Below are 21,199 nucleotides of genomic sequence, written 5' to 3'. Positions count from 1 at the left end.
AGTAAATGACATTTAAAATCAGGGAAGATAATCATCATGTCAATTGTAAATCAATTTAAGACCCATGAGGTGCAGAATCAACCTTTTGCCTTAGTCAATTATAATGCATGGGAAACAGATACAGCGCTCAAAGAAGCTGTCGCAAGAGAAGGTGCTGCTTGGGCAGCAAGTCACTTAAAAGAGTTTGGGGCACTGACTGGTGGAGATCTGATCACTAGCGGATTCCTAGCCAATGAAAACAAGCCTAAATTGCGCAACTTTGATAGCTATGGTCGGCGTATAGATGAAGTAGAGTTTCATCCGGCTTACCATGATCTGATGCGTGCAGGAATGAAATACGGCATGAGCAATTTTGCTTGGCGCAACGAAGAGCGTGATAGTGCTCACGTGGCTCGGGCGGCAGTCATGTATCTCGGCTCACAGCCTGAGGCTGGGTTTGGTTGTCCCATGTCTATGAGCTATGCCGCTATCCCTGCCCTACGTCATTCGCCAGCACTGGCTGAAAAATGGCTGCCCAAGCTATCATCTGAACACTATGATCCGCGCAGCTTGCCCATGGAAGAAAAGCTAGGCTGTACGATGGGTATGGGCATGACAGAAAAACAAGGTGGATCAGATTTACGTCGCAATACGACTAGGGCCACACGACAAGAAGATGGCTCGTATGAAATCATCGGGCATAAATGGTTTTTCTCAGCGCCAATGTGTGATGCTCATCTCGTCTTGGCTCAATCTGACAGTGGACCTAGTTGTTTTTTAGTACCACGCTTTCGGCCTGATGGGACACGCAATGCCGTACAAGTTCAACGCTTAAAAGATAAATTAGGAGATTGGGCAAACGCTTCCTCAGAGGTAGAGTTTCAAGGTGCATTCGGTGAGCTAGTAGGCACTGAGGGTCGCGGCATCCCTACCATTATCGAGATGGTCGCGCTAACCCGACTTGACTGTATGATTGGCTCCTCAGCCCAAATGCGCCAAGCGATCGTTCAAGCGATTCATCACACCAGTCAGCGCGAAGCCTTTGGTAAATTATTAGTCAACCAACCTATTATGCGTAATGTGCTGGCAGATTTAGCCTTAGAGTCAGAAGCGGCTTTGGCCCTAACAATGCGTATTGCGCGCGCAGTTGATAGGATAGAAACAGACCCTCATGAAGCCGCACTCGCTCGTATTGCTACTGCGATTGGGAAGTATTGGATATGCAAACGCGCGCCCGTTCTTATCAATGAGGCGCAAGAATGTTTGGGCGGAAATGGCTATGTCGAAGAGACTATTATGCCGCGTCTTTATAGACAAGCACCGCTAAACTCAATCTGGGAAGGCAGCGGCAATGTGCAATGTCTAGATGTGCTGCGTGCATTAAACAAGGAGCCAGAAACTCAGCGAGCTTTATTTAAGGAAATGCAGCAAGCAGCAGGGAAAAATGCTGATTATGATGTAGAATTAGACCTACTGATAGAGCGATTTGAGAACACTCAAACCTTGGAGTTCCGTAGTCGCTATGTGATTGAGCGCCTAGCATTGATGCTACAGGCTTCGATACTCTTACAGACTGAACATACGGAGATCGCTCAGGCATTCTGTCGTTCTAGGATTGGGAATGAGCATGGGCTAGCCTTTGGTACATTAAGTCCTGATGCTCCCGTGGATTTATTGATCGAACGGGCGGCTGGCGCGACCAAAGCAGTTCTCTAAATATATTTGTATGTGTTAAATAGTCCTCTGCTACTGATTGGTGTCGTAGCAGAGGCTTTTGCCCTTGATGTTAGTCACTTTCTTCTCAGCCATAACTGGCTAAAAAACGGTCACATGACATCCTAAAAAAAGGCGCTTCTGAATTATAGAAACGCCTTACCGAATCGTCGTTCGAATATTAAATCGCTTAAAGTATCTCATCGTTACGCAGAGTGAGAACCTCATAGCCGTCAGAAGTAACCGCAATCGTATGCTCCCACTGAGCAGATAGCTTTTTATCATTGGTGATTACAGTCCAGCCATCTCTTTTGACTTTAACTTTGGCTTTACCTTGATTGACCATCGGTTCAATGGTAAATGTCATACCTTCTTGTAGGACTAGACCTTTTCCTTGATATCCGTAATGCAAAACTTGCGGTCCCTCATGCATCTCGCGTCCAATACCATGACCGCAATACTCTCGCACTACAGAATAGCCCTGCTGCTCAGCGTAACTTTGGATGGCATGACCAACATCACCTAGCGTTGCTCCAGGTTTCACCACTCGTATTCCTTCCCACATAGCTTCATAGGTCTGATCAACCAAGCGTTTTGCAAGGGGCAACACCTCACCTATCAAATACATTTTGCTAGAATCAGCGATAAAACCCCCTTGTTCTAGGGTAATATCCACATTCACAATATCACCCGATTTGAGTATTTGCTGCTCTGAAGGAATGCCATGACAGACCACGTTATTAACTGAGGTATTCAATGCATATTGGTAACCATACTGACCCTTACTGGCTGGACGTGCACCTAGCTGATCGACAATATAGTGCTCAGCAAGGTTATTGATCTCCATCGTAGAAGTACCAACTGTAATTTGCTCATCAAGATAATCAAAGACAGAGGCGAGAAGTCGCCCAGACTCGCGCATGATTTCCAATTCCGCTGCGCTTTTAAGTATGACCTTATCCATCTATAAGGTTCCTTACATTGACATCAGCTTGTCTCATTTGCTCATTGATAATTTGGTTGTAAGACATATTGGGGTTAGCTTCAGCGAGCATGCCTATCTTCATCCAATATTCAGCTTGTGCGTTGATGGAGCGCACCATGACGGCACTTGCTTTACGAATATCTTCATGCAGCTCATCATCAATTTTAACAATACCCATAAAAACACCTTGATATACGAAACGTATATGAATCGTATATCTATTTTTGTATGGTTGCAAGAAATAATGTATCGCTTGAACTCGGTCTCCTTGTATTGAAATTATGTGAATTCAACTATGGCTTGATACTGATAGCAAAAAACCACTTTGATAGGTGGTTTTTTTGCTGCTGATTCTCTACTCAAACGTGGTGTAGCCAGTTTTTAGAAAGTTCTATTTAGAAAATCATATGAGCACACACCGCAATGATTGGTAACGAGATGATTGTTCTCAATAGAAAAATGACTAGTAATTGAAAAAAACTCACTGGAATTTTTGTCCCTAAAATCAATCCGCCGACTTCTGACATATAGATCAATTGAGACACTGACAAGCAAGCGATGACAAATCGAGTTAGTTCTGACTCTATCGAAGAACCGATAATAGCCGGCAAAAACATATCGGCAAAACCTACCATAATCGTTTTTGACATTTCTGCAGCAAAAGGTATGTTCAATAACTCTAAGAATGGAATAAACGGCATACCTAAATAATCAAATACAGGTGTTTCTTCTGCAACGATCAAACCCATAGTGCCGATTGCCATAACGACAGGCAGTATCCCAATCCACATATCCAAAATATTTTTTAGACCATCTCTTAAGAAAGTAAGAAAGCTTGGACTCTTATCTGCTTTTTGGACGGCTTTATGTAAACTGTGGGTAAATAGTGTTTTTCCTTCGGGAATGGTTTCATGATCTCTATCACTATTTTCGATAGTATAAGTATCTTCAATCCTAGATAAAGGCAATAACCTTGGAACTATTAGCGCACAAACAATCCCGCATAAAGCAACGACCCCAATCATATTGATAAAGTAGCTTTCGAGCTTAACCTGTGAGATGACCACCAAACAGAATGTAATCGATACTGCTGAAAAACTTGTAGCGATAATTGCCGCTTCTTTTTTGGTATAGAACCCGCCTTCCAATTGTTTATCAGTCAATAATACGCCGATAGTGCCATCACCCAACCATGATGTTAAACAATCTACAGATGACCTACCTGGTAAGCCAAACAAAGGTCTCATTACTTTACTTAGTAGAACCCCAAAAAATTCTAATAAGCCAAAATCAAGCAATAAAGGCAGCAGTAAACCAGCCAAGAAAAATACAATAAAAAGTATTGGCATTAACTCATATAATATTAAGCCGCCAATATTGTCTGAATATATTGCCTCAAACCCAAATTTAAAATAGGTCACGACAACGAAGAACGCACCAAGCATCCTAATAACAAGCCAAGGCGTTGTAACGTTTAATAAGTTATTCAAAAACGCATTATTCAGAATAAATGCAGGTTTCATGATTTTAGTATATAAAGTACAACACAAGGTAATCATGATTGAGGTGACAACCAATAACGGCAAAAGGTCACCGATATAACCCTGTATATAATCCTTTAATACAGATATAGGGATGGTAAATCCTTCTGCATAGGTGACAAACTTACCGTCAACATAAGGAATTGGAAATACGAAAAGCATCAAACCTATGATAGATGGGATAAAGAACTTCAAAAACTGTCTGATATTGATACCGCTAACATCTCGACTTGCAGCGCTGGCTTTAATAATGTCCATATTATTTTTACTCGCAGTCCCTTTTTAACCAACCTAAAGAAGGTTTTAACAAACCCCTTTAGGTTAGATTCTTTTACTCATTTTGAATATTCAGTACTAGTAATTGCTCAAAAGTGTGTGGGTCACTTTCTCTAAAATTTTAAATATTCTGGTCGAGTCATCTTTTGAGTTGTTGTACAAAGGATTTATCTCTGCCATTTCCCAGCAGCATACTTTCTTATTCTTGATTAACTCTATATTAAGTTGCATCGCTTGCTCGTATGACAGGCCATTCATTGCAGGTGTACCGGTGCCTGGCACATACAAAGGGTCGACACTATCAACATCGAACGACACATAGATATGATCGCAATATTCTAGTTTTTTGAAGATTTCCTCTACGGTAGAGCTGATGCCTTTTTGGGTTATCTCAGCCACGCTATATAAAGGGATTTTATGTCTTCTAATTAGATCCATCTCTTCTTCTTGATAATCTCTAACCGCACAAAACACCACATTTTCTGGCTTAATTGATGGCTCGCTTGATGCCATAAACTTCAATTTTTCCCAATATTCTTTTTCTTTTTCAGAAAGCTCGTTACGCTGACATTCCAAATTATCAATGGCACAAGCCATTGCCAAAGGCATGCCATGCATATTTCCTGATCCGCTGGTATATGGTGAATGGAAATCAGCGTGTGCGTCTATATAAACCACGCCAATTTCAGCATCAGGATGCGCCATTTTTAGACCATGCATAGTGCCTGCACAGCTAGAATGATCACCTGCAATAACAATTGGAAATTGATTTTCGTTTCTTATATCTTTGATTTTATGCGCCAATTTAGAAATAACAGGCTCAATTACATCGGCGTATTTTGCATGCTTAAATGATGACTCTTCTTCATGTATATATTCATTTTTTATACTATCAAGTTGCAATTTTTCATAGTAGTCTGCATTCATCTCTTTTGATGACGCGCGCAATGCATCGATTCCTAGTGACGCGCCTTTTTTATGCCCTGCAACATCTGAATAAACTTCTACTATTCGCACGTTTTTCATTAAATCATTCATTATTTTGTCTCTATTAAATAAAACAATTTTTTCATCATTTGAGTCCAAATCTGGCATTGAACTCCTATTTTTCTATATTCAAATGACTTATGATGCGGCCATCGCTTCATCCGTCTCTAGGCTACGATCTTTGCTATGAGCTTTTACGACCGAATAGAGGTTTTTAGGGTCTTGTTGCTGAGGAATCAAGTCAAGCAGCTCATAGGCATCCTGCTTTTTGATCAAATCACGCAAAAATACCAAAGCCGTAAAGTCTTCTGAGGCAAAACCAACACCATCAAATACAACCAAGTTATCTTCATTGGTGCGTATTTCTTTTTCACCGTTTACGATGCGGTGAAACTCTGTCACAGGGAAATCTTGAGAGAGCTGCTGAATGTCGCCTTCAATACGAGTTTGTGGTTCAAACTCCACAATCACATGATCGGCTCTTAACAGGATGTTGGCATCCAACTCCGTTTTGCCAGGACAGTCACCACCGATAGCATTGATATAGACACCTTTTTTGACCATATCATCACGAAGAATCGTGGCGTTTTTCTTATCTGCGGTACAGGTAGTGATGATATCTGCACTTTCAACTGCTTCTTCTACCGTTTCGCAGATAGTAATCTCTAGGCCTGAATCGGCAAGGTTATGCGCTACTTTTTCAGACGCGGCTGAATCGACATCATATAAACGCACTTTTGAGATACCCACGACTGCTTTCATACCCATTGCTTGGAACTCACCCTGAGCACCATTACCGATAAGCGCTAAAGTCTGGGCGTTTTTGGGCGCACAATGTTTGGCAACCAATGCAGAAGTCGCCGCAGTACGTAATGCGGTTAGAATACACATTTCTGTCAGCAGAATGGGATAGCCTGTATCGACATCAGACAATAAGCCAAAAGCGGCTACCGTCTGCAAATCACGCTTGGTATTGATTGGATGGCCATTGACATATTTGCACGCAAACATTTCACCATCGCTGACAGGCATCAACTCTATGACACCGTCTTTGGAATGAGAAGCAAAACGACTGGATTTTTCAAAACTATCCCAACGAGAAAAATCTTGTTCTAAAGCATCTACCAATTCTTTTATCGTCTGCTCTATACCATAATTACTAATGATTTCAGCCATCGCCTGTACGCTAACAAATGGCACACCCTGCTTCTGTGATACGATAAATTTAGACATTAATTTTGCTCCATTCCATGAATATTATTTATTTAACCGACAATTAATATGCTACCAATTATAATTGTCAGTTAAAATGTCAATAATTCACTAAATATGGACATTTTTTTGACACATTGTTAGGTGCTACTTAGCATAATGTCAAAATCTAATGAAGGAAGCATTTTTATGGCGTATTACACTTATGACTCTCTAGATAGCGAATTGATATCTGAACTTCGACAAGATGGTCGAGCAACCATCTCCAACCTTGCTAAAAAACTCAAAGTCTCTCGTGCCACTGTCCAAAACAGATTGGATAGACTGATTCACAACGGTGCTATTTTAGGATTTACGATTCGAGTGCATGAGGCACTAGATAAAGAAACGGTCAAAGCGATGATGATGATTGAAGTAACAGGCAAGTCTACTTCACAAGTAATTAGGAAACTGCGAGGTATACCGCAATTGATTAAGCTACATACGACCAATGGGGCATGGGACTTGGTAGGAGAGATACATACGACAAGCTTAAGGGAATTTGATGAAGTGCTGCGTCAAGTCAGAGAAATTGATGGCATTTTGAATAGCGAAACAAGCGTTCTGCTTTCGAGTTTGTAATATAGCGACACTTGTATCACCAATAATATTGAATACTTAGATGGCACTCCCTTTGCCATTATAGGTAAGTCTACTATTCACGTTAATATCAAAATAAATAAAAGATTTCTTTAAATTTATTTTCTTAAATCATATGAAAGTATGAATGTAAATAAAGAACAAAAGCCTTGTATTGTATAGTTTTTTATTTACATTTGTTAACTAAACCGTTACATTGTGTCTATCTAAGTTAGGTGTGAAAATATCATGTTTTCACACCTAACTTATACTGTGCATATCACTCTATTAAAAAGGAAATAAGATGAAAGCTATATTTACTCTAATAGCCGCTTTATCACTTGGTGGCTGTGTTTCAGCAGCACATCATGCTGGACAAGTTCAAAGCAATTCAAATATATCTGTGGGCGTTGTTCAAAAACAAATCAAAGTAGGCATGAGTGGTGCAGATGTATTACAAGCACTTGGGTCACCGAATATGGTCTCTACAGATGATCAAAGAAGAGAGGTCTGGGTTTACGATAAAGTAGCTACAGATAGAGTTCAGTCATCAAGTACAGGTTGGGTATTTGCTGTTCTAGCTGGTGGTCAATCTAGTTCAGGGGCGTCATCTACCTCACAGAGAACACTTACTATAATAATAAAATTTGATGAACAAAACTTGGTAAGAGACTTTGCCTATCATTCATCAAAGTTCTAGGGTCAAACTAATGAAAAAAATGAAATATATCTTTGTCGCTTGTACTTTAGCAATGACTGGTTGCGCGACAACTGCACCAGAAAACTTATTTCAAGCTTCTGAGACCTCTCTACAAGAACGACAAATGCAGTCTAGATTTTTTGAGACAAAAGATGAGATCTCACTTCTTTCAGCTGGAGTAGCTGTATTACAAGATATGGGATATTCGATAGACGAAACCGAAACAAAATCAGGTGTTATTACAGCGTCTAAGACTGTAAGTGCCACCAATAACGCGCAGATAGCAGGCGCGGTAATATTAGCCGTCCTTGGTGGTGGCAATATGTCAGTTGATAGCGAGCAGCAAATTAAAGTTAGTTTCGTCACACTACCTTCTAAGCTCAACAATGAAGGTTATTTAGCTAGGGCTACTTTTCAGCGTATTGTGACAAATACTCAAGGACAAGTAACCAAAGCCGAAACCATGAAGACAGAAGAGCTATATGTTGAATTCTTCAGTAAATTATCTAAATCAGTATTTTTAGAGGCTCAAGAAATATGAAATTATTAAAAATAACTTTTTTCGCTGCCTTCCTCGCTATTACAGGTTGTGCAACACATGATGCTAGAATTTTGGGCGCTGATAATCAAGTAGAGCTACGCAGTATGCAAACGCGAGCTTTTGATACCAGTGATAAAACTATAGTAGTTAGAAATGTAATATCAACCTTACAAGATTTGAGTTTTGTCATTGATAAAGCTGATACAGATCTTGGTACAGTTTCAGCTACTAGACTAGTCAGTGGTAATAAAGTCAGGATGACTGTTACTGCAAGACCTTCTAGTTCTGGAAAATCTGTAATTGTTAGAGCAAACGCGCAATACAACTTGAAACCAATTGAAAATCCTAAAATATATCAAGATTTTTTCTCGGCTTTATCAAAATCTCTTTTCTTATCAGCTAACGCTGTAGAGTAAGAAATATAAAAACCGTAAATCTCGGAAGTTTGTTTATATTCTAATATAACCAATCCTCTATAATGTGGATACGATGTCAGTCTCGCTTAGCCTACTATATAGTCATATACAGAGAAATATATGTAGCATAGCTCAGATAGCTGTAGGCTGATACAAGAAATATCTATAAGAGAGTGTAATAATACGTTGCTTGGTCAACCTACTCAAACATGATAGAGATCGTTGGTTCGAATCATATTACATTTGCCAAATTTAAACAGCCCCAATCTCAAGGTTGGGGCTGTTTTTATGCCTGCAATAACAGAGCTGTAGCGGAGAACCTTTAGTTTCAAAGCTTTGTAATCAAAAATGGTTATTAAGCGTCATCATGGTTCACTTAATAACCCAGTCGAAAGCAGCTACCCTTTCACATGGATGAATCGCTTGTTTTTATAAAATCTGACAAGCCTCATCAAAGTCCAATCTTGGCAGACGGCTATACAATTGATCTTCTTGACCATAACCTATATTAATCAGTAGATTTGAAGTCCATTTGCTACCCTCAAGAAAGGTTTTATCTACCAGTTCATTATTGAATCCAGACATTGGGCCTGTGTCTAAACCCAAGGCTCTACAAGCCAAAATCAGATAGGCCGCTTGCATAGAACTGTTTCTAAACGCCGTTTCTTTTATGAGTTCAGGGCTAGAGTTAAACCACGATCTGGCATCCGTATGTGGGAATAATTTGGGAAGTTGCTCATAAAACTCTTCATCATAAGCGAAAATCACTGTGATAGGTGCTGTCATTGTTTTTTCGATATTACCTGATGACAGTGCTGGCTCTAATTTCGCTTTAGCGTCATCAGATTTAAGAAATACAAACCGCGCCGGTGAACAGTTGGCCGAGGTAGGTGCCATTTTAACTAAGTGATAGATCTCTTCAAGTAGTGCATCTGGTACGTCTTTTTTTTGCCAAGCATTAAAGGATCTGGCCTTACCAAACAGTTGGTCAAGACCTTCTGAGGTTAACGATAGGGAATCAGTCATAGTACGTCCTAATTGATATTAATTTTTGGATAAGAATTGAAGGATTTTGCTATTGGTTGAGCAGGTCTCTGTGATTGTACTGGCATGGCCACCTGTCACCATCAACTCAAATTGAGCATTCTGCATATTTTCAGCTAAAGCCAGACCGCGTTGCCATGGCACCAAAACATCATCGAGGTTGCTTAAAACTAGCGTTTTATTTTTGATATGCTTAGCGTTTATCAGAGGTTGATAAGCCTGCAAGGCTTTTAATCTCGTTAAGACGTTCTTAACGGGAGCAAAGTTAGCGATGGCTTTATCTTCTTTTTGCGTGAGTACGTCTATGTTGTCTGAGATCCATATCGGCGGGTACAAAAATATCGCTTGAGCGCGTACAAATGCTTCTACCCCTGTATCTTGTAGCAAACTGGTTCGCATACGAAAACATTTAATAGTGTGAGGATCTAGGCTTTCCCAACCATTTAGGATGACCAGTTTATCTAATAATTCTGGCGCTTTATAAGCGACTTCCATACCAATAAACCCACCAAGTGCGTGACCGACGAAATGACAGTTAGAAAGCCCTTCTTGTTTCAATATTACAATTAACTGTTCTGCTAAATCTTGCATAGAATAGTCATCGGGTAAGAAATCACTATCAGCTGATACCCCCTCTTGTTCGTAACAAATCACATTATAATGCTCGGTAAAACTCTCAATTTGAGGTAACCAAAAATCAGCATGCCCGCCTAAACCTGAACTAAATACGACCATTTCTGACGTGTCGTTCTTACAAGGATATTTTTTAACTAACATAGGGTTTCATCCAATTTTAGTAAAATTCAAATTGTAGTAAAAGTATCTAATAGCTTATAAAATCAAGTTAAATTAAATTTACTAAATCAATTCAGCGGTACGCTCATCGCTTTCATCATATTCATACGCTACGGTTTCTTCGAAATTTTCGACTTCGCTTTCACCTTTACTCTCGATGGCCTCTTGAGATTTAATATATTTAATTAACGCGTCTATGGTGCCGACCTTTAGGTTATGAGTATCGGCGAATTTCATCAGATCATTTCTACGAGCCATTTCACCATCTTGATTGATAATCTCTACAATAACCGCAGCAGGTTCTAAACCAGCCAGTCTCGTTAGATCACAACCTGCCTCCGTATGCCCAGCCCGCTCTAAGACACCACCTTCTTTAGCCACTAATGGAAAAATATGGCCTGGGGTTACGACGTCATCAAAAGTAACGTCTTGAGACACGGCAGTTCTGATAGTCCGAGCTCTGTCTGCCGTTGATATTCCGGTACTTACGCCTTTTGCTGCATCAATTGAAACGGTGAAATTTGTACTGTAAGGTGCTTGGTTGTCTTTGCACATGAGAGGTAGTTTTAATTTTTTACAACGTTCGGAGGTCAAGGTCAAACAAACCAAACCTCTGGCATGGGTGATCATAAAATTGATATCATCAGGTTTGGCTAAAGTGGCTGCCATGATCAGGTCACCTTCGTTTTCTCTATCCTCATCATCCATGATTATGACCATCTTGCCTGCTTTAATATCTTCAATGATTTCTGGTATTGTATTGATATTCATAAAATCCACCATTTGCATTTATATTTGCTTTTGTATGTTGTTATGTAGAGCCTATTATCAATCAATCACGCGCTCTACATAACGTCCTACGTTTGATAGGCCGTACAGCTACTTCATAGAGATAGTGGTATTTACGCCTTCACTAGCATCTTCATCAAACCAACGTGATATCACTGTTTTGGTCTGTGTATAAAACTGCACCGCTTGCTTGCCATAAGGACCTAAGTCACCGAGCTTACTGGCTCTAGACCCTGTAAATGAAAACATTGGTAGCGGTACTGGAATTGGTAAATTAATACCAACTTGTCCAACATCGATATCTTGTTGGAACTTGTGTGCATGAGCGCCAGACTGAGTAAAAATTGCGGTGCCATTACCATTCGGATTGGTATTGATAATCTTAATGGCTTCCTCAAGCGTGTCGGCATACATAATGCACAGGACAGGGCCAAAAATCTCTTCGGTATAGCAGCTCATATCAGTGGTTACATTGTCCAAAATAGTTGGACCAACAAAGTTGCCATCCACATAGCCTGCTACCTGACAACCACGGCCATCTAGTCTGAGAGTTGCCCCTTCGTCAACGCCTGCTTGAATTAAGCGCTCGACACGGGCTTTGGCTTGCTTGGATATTAGAGGTCCCAAATCCTTGTCATCCTTGCCAGCGGCAACGACTAGCTGTGCTGATTTTTCTACAATCTCATCAACCCACTGTTTAGACTCTCCAACCAATACCACGACAGACAGTGCCATGCATCGCTGCCCTGCTGCACCAAATGCGGCCCCTGCTAGCTGATTCAGACTTTGTTCTTTATTGGCGTCAGGCATGATAACGGCATGGTTTTTCGCACCCATCATACATTGCACACGTTTGCCAGCCTGACCGGCTCGATCATAGACATGCTTACCCACCGCAGTTGAGCCAACAAAAGATATCGCTTTTATATCAGGGTGATCACACAGGGCATCCACGGTATATTTACCGCCATGAACCACATTCAATACCCCTTTTGGTATACCTGCCTCAAGCGCTAGCTCGACCAACCTCATGGTAACGATTGGGTTTTGTTCAGAGGGTTTTAAGATGAACGTGTTGCCTGTGGCGATGGCCATTGGAAACATCCATAGTGGTATCATGGCAGGGAAGTTAAAGGGAGTAATACCTGCACAGACGCCTATTGGCTGCTGCACGGTATACATATCAACACTACTGGCGACGTTTTCGATGTAGCCACCTTGCTGCAAGTTACCGATACCTGATGCGTGCTCTACGACCTCAAGACCTCTAAATACATCACCTCTAGCATCTGCCAGTGTCTTACCTTGTTCTTCAGTCAGTAGCGCTGCCAGCTCATCCATATGCTCACGTATCAGTTGTTGATATTTTAAGAAAACACGGGCTCGTTTGCTGATAGGTGTGACACGCCAACTCTGAAAGGCCTCAGATGCTGTTTTGATGGCTTGCTCGATTTCCGCAGGTGTTGATTGTGGTACCTTAGCGATAACTTCTTGAGTGGCTGGATTGGTGATATCAATCCATTCTGTGGTCGTTGATTCGGTAAATTCGCCATTGATCAATTGTTGTACGCTGCGTGGTTCTGTATTCATGACACGGTTCCTTAAGGTAATATCAAATAGGGTTTAAATTTATGGATTGAGTTTTAAGAGCGGCTCTGATGTAGCAATTTCTCTCTCAGTGGTCACGCTCACCTCTTTTTGTTTGTTTTTAAAATTGAAAGCGAGGTTCATAAGAATGGCTAAAAAAGTAGCAGTACCGATACCACCTAAATCAAAGCCAGCAATGTTTAGTGAATAGTTACCAGTGCCTAAAATGACTGGAACGGCGGCTACCAACATATTGCCATTCTTACTAAAATCAATTTTTGCATTCATCCAAATACGCGCACCAGCGATCGTAATCAAACCAAAGACAACGATTGAGGCACCAGTCAAAATAGGCACTGGGATGGTGCTTACCAAGGTTCCAAACTTAGGGGATAAGCCCAATAAGATTGCAAAAACACCTGCTATGACAAAGACGACTGTAGAGTAAATTTTGGTCGCGGCCATCACGCCTATGTTTTCTGCATAAGTCGTCATACCAGTGCCGCCTACCGAAGCCGAAAGCGTGGTACAAAGGCCGTCAGCGAAGAATGCTCTACCCATATAAGGTGAGATACTTTTGCCAGTCATGGCTTCTACTGCTTTGAAATGCCCAAGGTTTTCAGCGATCAAGATGATAAAGACGGGTGCAATCACTAATATGGCACTGGTTTCAAAGACAGGAGAATAAAGGGCTGGAATACCGAACCAAGCGGCATTTGCAATTGGACTAAAATCAATAGGCGTGCCCATGCCCAATACATTGGTTAATAGGAAATAAATAAAATATGCAGCGACCAATCCGATTAACAGTAACAGGCGTCTGACCATGCCTCTGGTAAATACGGCGACTGAACAGATACACAATACGGTGACTAATGCCATCCAAGAGTCAAAGCTACTGCCGATGACGCTTTGTATGGTGACCGGCGCTAAGTTCAACCCGATAATCATGACGATGGACCCAGTGACCACAGGTGGCATCAAGTTCTCAATCCACTCTGTCCCTGTTTTCATCACCAGCAGACCCATCAGTGCGTATAAAACTCCGCAGACAACAGTACCCCCAAGGGCAATACCAATATTTGGATTGATACCAGCGCCGCTATACCCTGTTACTGCTGCAACCGCTCCGATAAATGCAAAACTAGAGCCCAAATAACTTGGTACGTGACCACCAGTAATAAGAAAGAAAAGTATCGTGCCTATACCAGTGATAAGCATGGTCAAACTAGGATCAAAGCCCATCAGTAAGGGAGCTAAGATTGTCGCACCGAACATTGCAAATGAGTGCTGTGCGCCTAACACCACACTTTTACCCATTGGTAAGTATTCATTGATACCTACCGGTGTCGTTTCTAGGTTCCCGGTGTAGGGACGCCATTTCACAAACCATTTATCCATTTTGAATATCCTTAAAAAAAGTAGAGGTGTGATACTTAGTTTTTGCACTTACTTAATTGATGGTAGTCTCGATTGAAATAGATGAGACTTTCACAATCAGGCTTGTGTTTGATATCCAATACTTCACAAATAAGAATATCGTGGGTCCCCACCGAGCTGATGAGTTTGATTTTGCAATCAAAAGAAATACTGGCATCCTCTAATACAGGCGATCCGGTTGACAGCGTGGACCAATTGCCTTGCTCAAATCTTTCTTCCAGCGCCTTTTTGCCGCCGAACACACCGCTTAAATCTTTATGTTCAAGACCAAGGGTGTTGACGCATAGCACCATATTTTCTTTAAAAAATTTGTATACAGAAGCGCTTCGGTTTAGACACACCAATAGGGTTGGCGGTTCGTCAGTGACACTGCACACTGCTGAGGCGGTAAATCCTGCTCGCCCTGCTGGACCCTCAGTGGTAATAATGTTCACGGCAGCAGCCAACTTGCTCATTGCATCTCTAAAAGACTGCTGCATGTCGGTTAAGTTTCCTGCCGTAGAGGTGAATGATTCTTTAGACTTATGTTTCATTAGTGAGGATTGCGTTACTTGGCTTTCTTTAATTACTGTATTCATCTGTCATTTCCTTTTAAACAATATTCCGCCACATGTGTAGTCAACTAAAGCGCCCTACTACAGTTCAATGCTAGGGGGTTCCATGTCAGGTAACTTTAAATTCACTAACTGCAGTCATTTTTAAACAGGTCTTTATCCAATGTGCGCTATGGACGCGATTTCGACCAAAGCGTCTGGTTTTACCAACCCGCATTGGATACAAAATCTTGCTGGCTTTTCATTGGGAAAGAATTCTGCATAGACTTGATTGACTGCGTCATAATCTGCCCAATCTTTTACAAAGATTGAATTAAACGTCACATCATCCATATCGCCGCCAGCAGTTTGAATAACGTTTTGAATCGTTGTTAACACATGGCGGGTTTGAGCAGCGGCATCACCCACATGTACGACATCGTTGTTTTCATCAAAGGGCAAGGTGCCCGAGACATAAACGATGTTGTCGGCCTTGGTAGCGGGTACATAAGGGGCTAATGGTTTGCTAGTACCTTCAGGGATAATCACTTGTTTAGACATATCTACATTCCTATTGCGGTTAGGTTAAGTATGAAAAGCATGGTTTAGGTTGCTAAAAACTGGCTAAGTAAAACGTTAGCTATCTGTAAAACACTGCTGCATGCTGGCAACATCAGACACCCAACCAAAAAAGGTTTTTACGTTATATAGTGTGGCCTCATGAGCCTCTACTGGCCCTGCTTGATAACAAGCGTCATCTAATAACACCCCAAAATACTCAAGGAAAAATCCATCTCGAAGCGTCGATTCAACACAGACGTTGGTCGCGATACCTGTGAGCAATAAGTTACGTATGCCACGTGATCGCAATACGCTATCGAAGTTAGTGTTAGCAAAGCCGCTATATCGAGGTTTATCTATAACGATGTCTTGAGGTGCAGGGCTAAGCTCGTCGACCAACTCATAATCCCAGCCCCCTTTTGCTAATAGCGTTCCCTCAATTTCAGGATTCTTACGCATGGTTTTTAGGGCATTTGATTTGTGATAATTGGGCGACCCACTACCACCAGCCTCCACATATTTATTGTCCCAGCCATTTCTAAAGTAGATGACTTGTATGCCAGATTGATGCGCAATATCCACGGCCTGCTTTATCTTATCGATGACGGGTTTGGTCGCTGTGACATCGAACCCAGCCAAATCTAGATAACCACCTTGGCTGGCATACGCGTTTTGCATGTCCACGACGATCAGCGCCGTCTGGGATGGATCTAGCTTGATAGGTTCAGGCAACGACTCTAAAACAGGAGATGATTCCTTGGTAAAGTCTGCACAAATTGTATTAACCGAATTCATATCTGCTCCTTGTATTAGGCTTCGCTGACAGCTTGGCTGGCCACTGGTGTATCGACATTGATGCGGCTCTGCATCAGCGGTTGAATTCTGCTGCCAAAATCCTCAACGCCTTGCACGAAATCATCAAAGGTCAATAGAACGCCATCTGTACCTTGTACTTCAGCGACTTCGTCCAACATACTGGCGACGTTTTCAAAAGAGCCGACCAGCGTACCCATGTTGATATTGACTGGCGAAACGCTTGAGGCCATATGGCGAACGTTGGTATCTTTGCCTGAGGTTTTGTCCTTACCACCTTGTGACTGCAGCCAATCAATGGCTTCAAAATCCGCGCCATCATTGTACGACTGCCATTTTGCTTGGGCTTTTTCATCGGTCTCATCGGCAATGACCATAAAGAGGACATAGGTTGGAACGTTACGACCCGTCTTATCCGTATGTACCTTTAAGCGATCATTGATACCGGCATAGGCAGTTGGCGTGTTCAGACCTTTACCAAAGACAAAGTTATAGTCAGCGTATTTTGCAGAAAACGCTAACCCTGTATCTGATTGACCTGCGCAGATAATCTTCATATCCGCTTTCGGTATAGGCTTCACTTGACAGTCATTCATCTGAAAGAACTCACCCTTCAAATCAGATTGACCTGTCGCCCACAGATCTCTTAAAATTTGTACATATTCAGATAGGTAGTCATAGCGCTTACCAAAATAATCGTCGCCTGGCCACATTCCCATTTGTCCGTATTCTGCTTCTTGCCAACCAGTCACGACATTCAATCCAAAACGCCCGTTTGAGATGCTATCAAGCGTTGATGCCATTCTTGCTACGATTGCTGGTGGCATGACCAACGTCGCCGATGTGGCATAGATTTTTATCTTGGACGTGACCGCAGCTAATCCTGCCATCAAGGTAAAGCTTTCAAGGTTATAATCCCAAAACTCCGTCTCCCCGCCAAAGCCGCGTAGCTTGATCATCGAGAGCGCAAAATCGAAACCATAGTGCTCAGCACGTTGCACAATTTGCTTATTAAGCTCAAATGTTGGCTTGTATTGCGGCGCGTTTTTTGAAATTAACCAACCATTGTTGCCAATCGGACAAAAAATACCTATTTCCATGATTTCACCTATACGTTTGAGGAAGAAAAGAGCGATAAAAGAAATAAAGATTATTTCATGTTTTTTATGTAGCATAATTTATGCCAAATTAATTAATTGTTATTTATCAATAACTTATATTTTTTTCATACAAAAATTATTAAACCATATGGTCTAAAAATATGCAGAGAAATAGTGCGGGCTGTTATAAATTGGTGCAAAGTGTTATAAAATAGTGCACAAATGTATAAATTGTTTATAAGTACATTTTGATGGTGGTTTGGATGAAGATAAGGTGGAATGAACAGCAGAAAAGACTGGTCAACAGCAGGTGTCTATAGTTAGTGAACCTGCAAACCGATATGGTATTGCTCGCTGTTGGAGTAGTTGACATATCTATTTTGATCAACCAGTAGCATCTGCCTTTGGTTACTTCTACCCTTTTTTAAATTGAATCAACTATCATTTAAAACTAGGTTTTTTGGCTTTACGATGAGGGAAAATATAGTGAAAGAATACGCACTAAAAGAAGAGACAGAGACGAGTGCAAAGATATTAAAAAAGAAAGAACATATCATTAATGCTGCATTGATCGTATTTTCCCAAGAGGGGTTAAATGGCGCGCGCATGGAGCAAATTGCCGACGAAGCTGACATATCTAAATCGAATATATTTTATTACTTTCAAAGTAAAGAAGTTCTGTATGTTGCTGTTTTAGAAAAGGTGCTGAGTAAGTGGCTATTGCCTTTGAGTGAGATTAACGCCAACCAAGATCCAAAGGTTGCCCTTAAGACCTATATTGAAGAAAAATATAAAATCTCAAAAAAATCGCCTGCAGCATCGAGACTATATGCGTTAGAGATTATACAAGGGGCACCTCATTTGATGGCCGTATTAAAAGGCCCTTTAAGGTCTTTGGTTCGTGAAAAGGTGGCAGTGATTGATGGCTGGATTGCAGATAACAAGATTAAGTCCGTGTCTGCCATCCATCTGATTTTTCATATTTGGGCAGTCACTCAGCACTATTCTGACTTTTCTATTCAAACTGAAGCGGTGTGTAATCATAGCTTGAGAAATAAGAAGTTCGCTAATGAGGCATTAAACACTAGCATTCAACTTCTGGTAGATAGTTTGATTCCGTAATTTGATATGAGTAAAGTACGGTTACCCAATTCGGAAAGCCCCAATCTGAAGATTGAGGCTTTTTTTATGTCCATCATTTAAGGGTTGTAGTTTAAATAAAGACTGTAGTTTAAATAAAACATTACATGACTAAAACTTCTTTTCTCCAATCCCTATAGTCACGATTGTATAAGGATGACTTGGGAGAAATCAGCACTTACAAGTGAGGTTAGCAACCAAGGTAAGTAGTGATATAATGTTCCGATAATTGATATTTTATGAAAGGGTTACATTATGGCTCGTACCGCTAGCGCATTGCACATTTTAGTAAAACATAAAGAACAAGCTGAGGACATTATTGCCAAGCTTAAAAAAGGTGCTAAGTTTGATGTACTGGCCAAGCGATACTCAACCTGCCCATCAGGTAAGAAAGGTGGCAGTCTAGGTGAGTTTGGCAAAGGTGATATGGTAGGGCCATTCGATAAGGTTTGCTTTACCGGCGAACTATTTACCCCGCATTTAGTAAAGACCAAATTTGGCTGGCATGTCGTAAAAGTCCTTTATAGAACTTAAGCATTGGTGTTTTGATTGTAAGCCAACTGAGCTATATCTCAAATGTCATCCTGATTCATATATGATTTAACATCGTAGTAATTATGTGTGAATCAGGACTTGATGTTTGGTCGACCTACCCTTTCTAATCCTTACGTCAAACTACCCTTATTTTATTTAAGCAGTATTTTACTTAAGCAGTTTTCTACGAGTTAAGGTCAAATAGTAAGGGGCGAGATAAGTTATAATCAGCCTTTAAAACCTTTCGGTAGTTCAGGTGCAGGCAAGCGCTTCATATCAGAGTCAACATTACCGAAACGCTCATGACCATTATTCCAATCAATAATAGATTGCTCAATCTCAGCTTTGTTATCAGCAACGAAGTTCCACCACATTAGCACTTGATGATTAAGCGGTTCGCCGCCGATGAACATGAGACGTGTGCCCTTTTTGGCAGCCAGCTTAATACTTTTATTATTGGCGACATCGCTATCATGAAAACGGAATAACTGGTCTTGTTGACAAACCTTGCCTTCTGAAACCAAGATACCGTACTCAAAGCCCGGCTCTAAATTTATTATGCCACTACAGGTCTAACAAAAGAATATATAATTGATGCATCTAAAATATGAGCAATGAAAACATGGATATCGAAGGCAATACTGCTGATCAAATAGAAATTATCTATGAAGATGAGTATATAGTAGCGATTAATAAAGAAGCTGGTCTGTTGGTGCATCGCAGTTGGCTGGACAAAGATGAGACACGCTTTGCCATGCAGCTCACACGTGATGCGGTAGGCTGCCATGTGTTTCCCGTACATAGGTTAGACAAACCTACATCAGGTGTGTTGTTGTTTGCCAAGAGCTCAGCCGTGGCACGTAGCCTTACCGAAGCGTTTACTGAACGCAAAGTGACCAAGCAATATTTGGCCGTGGTGCGTGGCTTTATGTCTGAACAAGGTACTGTTGACTATGCGTTGAGCTTTAAACCTGATGCCATTGCCGATAAATTTGCCAACTTAGATAAACCTGCTCAAGAAGCGGTCACCCACTGGCAAAGTTTGGCACAAATTGAGCTGCCATTTGCAGTATCAAAAAAGCATGCCACTAGCCGCTATAGTCTGGTGCGCTTAACGCCTGAAACTGGACGCAAACATCAGCTGCGTCGGCACATGAGACATGTATTCCATCACATCGTGGGTGATACCAGTCACGGCGATATACGTCATACACGATTTTTTCGTACTCACTATGATTGCACGCGTATGTTGCTGCATGCTCAGACTTTAGCGCTCAGCCACCCCGTCACTGGTGAGCCACTAGTATTAACAGCAGGATTAGACGATCAATGGATGCGTATCTTAGAAGAGTTCTCTTGGACAGATAGTGTTGAGGTTTAAGTTCCTAGTGGGGACTTGAAGCTTAGGTTGTAGGCTAATGGTATCTCAGGTTTAAACTGCTAAAACGATCACAGTGTACCTACTCTACAAATTTTATTCATGATCGATGCACTATACACTTATTGGTTTCCCATATTTTTTTAATACATCATATAGCATCAAGGTTTCTTACAATTTAGCTTCCGTTTATAAGTTATTAGCTTTGTAGATTAGAGTCTCTTTAAAAAAATCTTTGTGCTATATAATTCAAGTTGTCTATAAAGACATATAATAACTTGACTAATGTCTTAAACATTAGGTATTAATTACAAGGAAGCATTTAAATCATTAATAAAAGATCAGAAAAAGTTGTTACTATTATTCATTTAATGTTCGATACGCATCACATCCATTTTGATTACCATTATCACAAGCCTTACCGAACCACTCTTTTGCTTGGAATTTATCTTGACGAACGCCTCTACCTTTTTGGTAAATTGTACCTAGTTGATATTGAGATGCGGCATGACCTTGC

Annotated in this window: 23 protein-coding genes and 1 pseudogene; 8 read left to right on the top strand and 16 right to left on the bottom strand. The window is 41.0% G+C overall.

Going from position 1 to position 21,199, the window contains the following annotated elements; all coding sequences use genetic code 11:
• The first annotated feature begins 36 nt into the window (after window positions 1–36).
• On the top strand, window positions 37–1,695 hold the full coding sequence (locus tag QL886_RS02560) for an isovaleryl-CoA dehydrogenase (protein WP_290177550.1): 1,659 nt from the start codon (window positions 37–39) through the stop codon (window positions 1,693–1,695).
• A 187-nt stretch (window positions 1,696–1,882) separates the two neighbouring features.
• Here QL886_RS02560 and map read toward each other — a convergent pair whose 3' ends face one another.
• The 5 genes from map to QL886_RS02535 all read right to left on the bottom strand — a co-directional run bounded on the left by map (window position 1,883) and on the right by QL886_RS02535 (window position 6,714).
• Complete coding sequence (gene map / locus QL886_RS02555) at window positions 1,883–2,656, bottom strand: type I methionyl aminopeptidase (protein WP_290177549.1); 774 nt, start codon at window positions 2,654–2,656, stop codon at window positions 1,883–1,885.
• The gene (locus QL886_RS02550) at window positions 2,649–2,855 is read right to left on the bottom strand and encodes a ParD-like family protein (RefSeq protein ID WP_057761037.1); all 207 of its coding nucleotides are present in this window, start codon (window positions 2,853–2,855) and stop codon (window positions 2,649–2,651) included. Before QL886_RS02550 ends, map begins: the two co-directional genes overlap by 8 nt.
• Window positions 2,856–3,072: 217 nt before the next feature.
• Window positions 3,073–4,476 carry a YjiH family protein gene (locus QL886_RS02545; RefSeq protein WP_290177548.1) on the bottom strand — a complete coding sequence of 468 codons (1,404 nt, stop codon included), beginning with the start codon at window positions 4,474–4,476 and terminating at the stop codon, window positions 3,073–3,075.
• Between the two features lie 96 nt (window positions 4,477–4,572).
• The gene (locus tag QL886_RS02540) at window positions 4,573–5,589 is read right to left on the bottom strand and encodes an arginase (RefSeq protein ID WP_238051837.1); all 1,017 of its coding nucleotides are present in this window, start codon (window positions 5,587–5,589) and stop codon (window positions 4,573–4,575) included.
• Window positions 5,590–5,619: 30 nt separating this feature from the next.
• Entirely contained in the window at window positions 5,620–6,714 is a 1,095-nt protein-coding gene (locus QL886_RS02535) for an ornithine cyclodeaminase (RefSeq protein WP_290177547.1), read from the bottom strand.
• A gap of 168 nt (window positions 6,715–6,882) precedes the next feature.
• Here QL886_RS02535 and QL886_RS02530 point away from each other — a divergent pair, with 168 nt between their 5' ends.
• The 4 genes from QL886_RS02530 (at window position 6,883) to QL886_RS02515 (ending at window position 8,968) form a co-directional block, all read left to right on the top strand.
• The gene (locus QL886_RS02530) at window positions 6,883–7,314 is read left to right on the top strand and encodes an Lrp/AsnC family transcriptional regulator (RefSeq protein WP_057761040.1); all 432 of its coding nucleotides are present in this window, start codon (window positions 6,883–6,885) and stop codon (window positions 7,312–7,314) included.
• Window positions 7,315–7,615: 301 nt separating this feature from the next.
• Entirely contained in the window at window positions 7,616–8,011 is a 396-nt protein-coding gene (locus QL886_RS02525) for a hypothetical protein (RefSeq protein WP_290177546.1), read from the top strand.
• Window positions 8,012–8,021: 10 nt separating this feature from the next.
• On the top strand, window positions 8,022–8,552 hold the full coding sequence (locus QL886_RS02520) for a hypothetical protein (RefSeq protein WP_290177545.1): 531 nt from the start codon (window positions 8,022–8,024) through the stop codon (window positions 8,550–8,552).
• Window positions 8,549–8,968: a hypothetical protein gene (locus tag QL886_RS02515; protein WP_290177544.1), complete on the top strand. Its 420-nt coding sequence runs from the start codon at window positions 8,549–8,551 to the stop codon at window positions 8,966–8,968. The genes QL886_RS02520 and QL886_RS02515 overlap by 4 nt, the downstream gene beginning before the upstream one ends.
• A gap of 429 nt (window positions 8,969–9,397) precedes the next feature.
• Here QL886_RS02515 and QL886_RS02510 read toward each other — a convergent pair whose 3' ends face one another.
• The 9 genes and pseudogenes from QL886_RS02510 to rutA form a co-directional block, all read right to left on the bottom strand.
• Entirely contained in the window at window positions 9,398–9,994 is a 597-nt protein-coding gene (locus QL886_RS02510; protein WP_290177543.1) for a malonic semialdehyde reductase, read from the bottom strand.
• Between the two features lie 18 nt (window positions 9,995–10,012).
• On the bottom strand, window positions 10,013–10,789 hold the full coding sequence (gene rutD / locus QL886_RS02505; RefSeq protein WP_290177542.1) for a pyrimidine utilization protein D: 777 nt from the start codon (window positions 10,787–10,789) through the stop codon (window positions 10,013–10,015).
• A gap of 171 nt (window positions 10,790–10,960) precedes the next feature.
• Window positions 10,961–11,578, bottom strand: a pseudogene (ribB, locus tag QL886_RS02500) (3,4-dihydroxy-2-butanone-4-phosphate synthase); the annotation flags it as partial.
• A 108-nt stretch (window positions 11,579–11,686) separates the two neighbouring features.
• Entirely contained in the window at window positions 11,687–13,186 is a 1,500-nt protein-coding gene (locus tag QL886_RS02495) for a CoA-acylating methylmalonate-semialdehyde dehydrogenase (RefSeq protein ID WP_290177541.1), read from the bottom strand.
• A 39-nt stretch (window positions 13,187–13,225) separates the two neighbouring features.
• A complete protein-coding gene (locus tag QL886_RS02490) occupies window positions 13,226–14,593 on the bottom strand; it encodes a solute carrier family 23 protein (protein ID WP_290177689.1) in 1,368 nt (455 codons plus the stop codon).
• 26 nt (window positions 14,594–14,619) lie between these two features.
• Window positions 14,620–15,201 carry an NADH-dependent FMN reductase RutF gene (rutF, locus tag QL886_RS02485; RefSeq protein ID WP_191114002.1) on the bottom strand — a complete coding sequence of 194 codons (582 nt, stop codon included), beginning with the start codon at window positions 15,199–15,201 and terminating at the stop codon, window positions 14,620–14,622.
• Between the two features lie 132 nt (window positions 15,202–15,333).
• Window positions 15,334–15,717, bottom strand: coding sequence for a pyrimidine utilization protein C (gene rutC / locus QL886_RS02480; RefSeq protein WP_057761062.1), 384 nt, complete (start codon window positions 15,715–15,717; stop codon window positions 15,334–15,336).
• A gap of 75 nt (window positions 15,718–15,792) precedes the next feature.
• On the bottom strand, window positions 15,793–16,512 hold the full coding sequence (rutB, locus tag QL886_RS02475; RefSeq protein WP_290177540.1) for a pyrimidine utilization protein B: 720 nt from the start codon (window positions 16,510–16,512) through the stop codon (window positions 15,793–15,795).
• A 14-nt stretch (window positions 16,513–16,526) separates the two neighbouring features.
• Window positions 16,527–17,630: a pyrimidine utilization protein A gene (gene rutA / locus QL886_RS02470; protein WP_057761066.1), complete on the bottom strand. Its 1,104-nt coding sequence runs from the start codon at window positions 17,628–17,630 to the stop codon at window positions 16,527–16,529.
• A gap of 486 nt (window positions 17,631–18,116) precedes the next feature.
• Between rutA and QL886_RS02465 the strand changes: the two genes are divergently transcribed.
• Both QL886_RS02465 and QL886_RS02460 read left to right on the top strand, forming a co-directional pair.
• Window positions 18,117–18,752, top strand: coding sequence for a TetR family transcriptional regulator C-terminal domain-containing protein (locus QL886_RS02465; RefSeq protein WP_290177539.1), 636 nt, complete (start codon window positions 18,117–18,119; stop codon window positions 18,750–18,752).
• 273 nt (window positions 18,753–19,025) lie between these two features.
• On the top strand, window positions 19,026–19,304 hold the full coding sequence (locus QL886_RS02460) for a peptidylprolyl isomerase (protein WP_102078430.1): 279 nt from the start codon (window positions 19,026–19,028) through the stop codon (window positions 19,302–19,304).
• 227 nt (window positions 19,305–19,531) lie between these two features.
• Here QL886_RS02460 and QL886_RS02455 read toward each other — a convergent pair whose 3' ends face one another.
• Window positions 19,532–19,861 (bottom strand): pirin-like C-terminal cupin domain-containing protein, encoded by a 330-nt coding sequence (locus tag QL886_RS02455; protein ID WP_290177688.1) that lies wholly within the window; start codon window positions 19,859–19,861, stop codon window positions 19,532–19,534.
• Between the two features lie 50 nt (window positions 19,862–19,911).
• On the opposite strand from QL886_RS02455, the gene truC reads away from it, so the two are divergent.
• On the top strand, window positions 19,912–20,685 hold the full coding sequence (gene truC, locus QL886_RS02450; protein ID WP_290177538.1) for a tRNA pseudouridine(65) synthase TruC: 774 nt from the start codon (window positions 19,912–19,914) through the stop codon (window positions 20,683–20,685).
• Between the two features lie 357 nt (window positions 20,686–21,042).
• On the opposite strand, the gene QL886_RS02445 is transcribed toward truC, so the two are convergent.
• Window positions 21,043–21,199 (bottom strand): SEL1-like repeat protein (locus tag QL886_RS02445; protein ID WP_290177687.1); only part of this gene is annotated, 157 nt, incomplete at its 5' end.

This window comes from Psychrobacter sp. APC 3281, from assembly GCF_030407815.1.
Classification (GTDB): domain Bacteria; phylum Pseudomonadota; class Gammaproteobacteria; order Pseudomonadales; family Moraxellaceae; genus Psychrobacter.
This window is presented reverse-complemented; position numbering and strand designations above follow the sequence as displayed.

Excerpts from the sequence above, each read along its gene's own strand:
- QL886_RS02530 (WP_057761040.1), top strand. The coding sequence starts at position 6,883 with ATGGCGTATTACACTTATGACTCTCTAGATAGCGAATTGATATCTGAA.
- QL886_RS02535 (WP_290177547.1), bottom strand. The coding sequence starts at position 6,714 with ATGTCTAAATTTATCGTATCACAGAAGCAGGGTGTGCCATTTGTTAGC.
- QL886_RS02550 (WP_057761037.1), bottom strand. The coding sequence starts at position 2,855 with ATGGGTATTGTTAAAATTGATGATGAGCTGCATGAAGATATTCGTAAA.
- QL886_RS02495 (WP_290177541.1), bottom strand. The coding sequence starts at position 13,186 with ATGAATACAGAACCACGCAGCGTACAACAATTGATCAATGGCGAATTT.
- rutF (WP_191114002.1), bottom strand. The coding sequence starts at position 15,201 with ATGAATACAGTAATTAAAGAAAGCCAAGTAACGCAATCCTCACTAATG.
- map (WP_290177549.1), bottom strand. The coding sequence starts at position 2,656 with ATGGATAAGGTCATACTTAAAAGCGCAGCGGAATTGGAAATCATGCGC.
- rutB (WP_290177540.1), bottom strand. The coding sequence starts at position 16,512 with ATGAATTCGGTTAATACAATTTGTGCAGACTTTACCAAGGAATCATCT.
- QL886_RS02560 (WP_290177550.1), top strand. The coding sequence starts at position 37 with ATGTCAATTGTAAATCAATTTAAGACCCATGAGGTGCAGAATCAACCT.
- rutC (WP_057761062.1), bottom strand. The coding sequence starts at position 15,717 with ATGTCTAAACAAGTGATTATCCCTGAAGGTACTAGCAAACCATTAGCC.
- QL886_RS02540 (WP_238051837.1), bottom strand. The coding sequence starts at position 5,589 with ATGCCAGATTTGGACTCAAATGATGAAAAAATTGTTTTATTTAATAGA.
- truC (WP_290177538.1), top strand. The coding sequence starts at position 19,912 with ATGAGCAATGAAAACATGGATATCGAAGGCAATACTGCTGATCAAATA.
- QL886_RS02525 (WP_290177546.1), top strand. The coding sequence starts at position 7,616 with ATGAAAGCTATATTTACTCTAATAGCCGCTTTATCACTTGGTGGCTGT.
- QL886_RS02545 (WP_290177548.1), bottom strand. The coding sequence starts at position 4,476 with ATGGACATTATTAAAGCCAGCGCTGCAAGTCGAGATGTTAGCGGTATC.
- QL886_RS02520 (WP_290177545.1), top strand. The coding sequence starts at position 8,022 with ATGAAAAAAATGAAATATATCTTTGTCGCTTGTACTTTAGCAATGACT.
- QL886_RS02510 (WP_290177543.1), bottom strand. The coding sequence starts at position 9,994 with ATGACTGATTCCCTATCGTTAACCTCAGAAGGTCTTGACCAACTGTTT.
- QL886_RS02460 (WP_102078430.1), top strand. The coding sequence starts at position 19,026 with ATGGCTCGTACCGCTAGCGCATTGCACATTTTAGTAAAACATAAAGAA.
- QL886_RS02515 (WP_290177544.1), top strand. The coding sequence starts at position 8,549 with ATGAAATTATTAAAAATAACTTTTTTCGCTGCCTTCCTCGCTATTACA.
- rutD (WP_290177542.1), bottom strand. The coding sequence starts at position 10,789 with ATGTTAGTTAAAAAATATCCTTGTAAGAACGACACGTCAGAAATGGTC.
- rutA (WP_057761066.1), bottom strand. The coding sequence starts at position 17,630 with ATGGAAATAGGTATTTTTTGTCCGATTGGCAACAATGGTTGGTTAATT.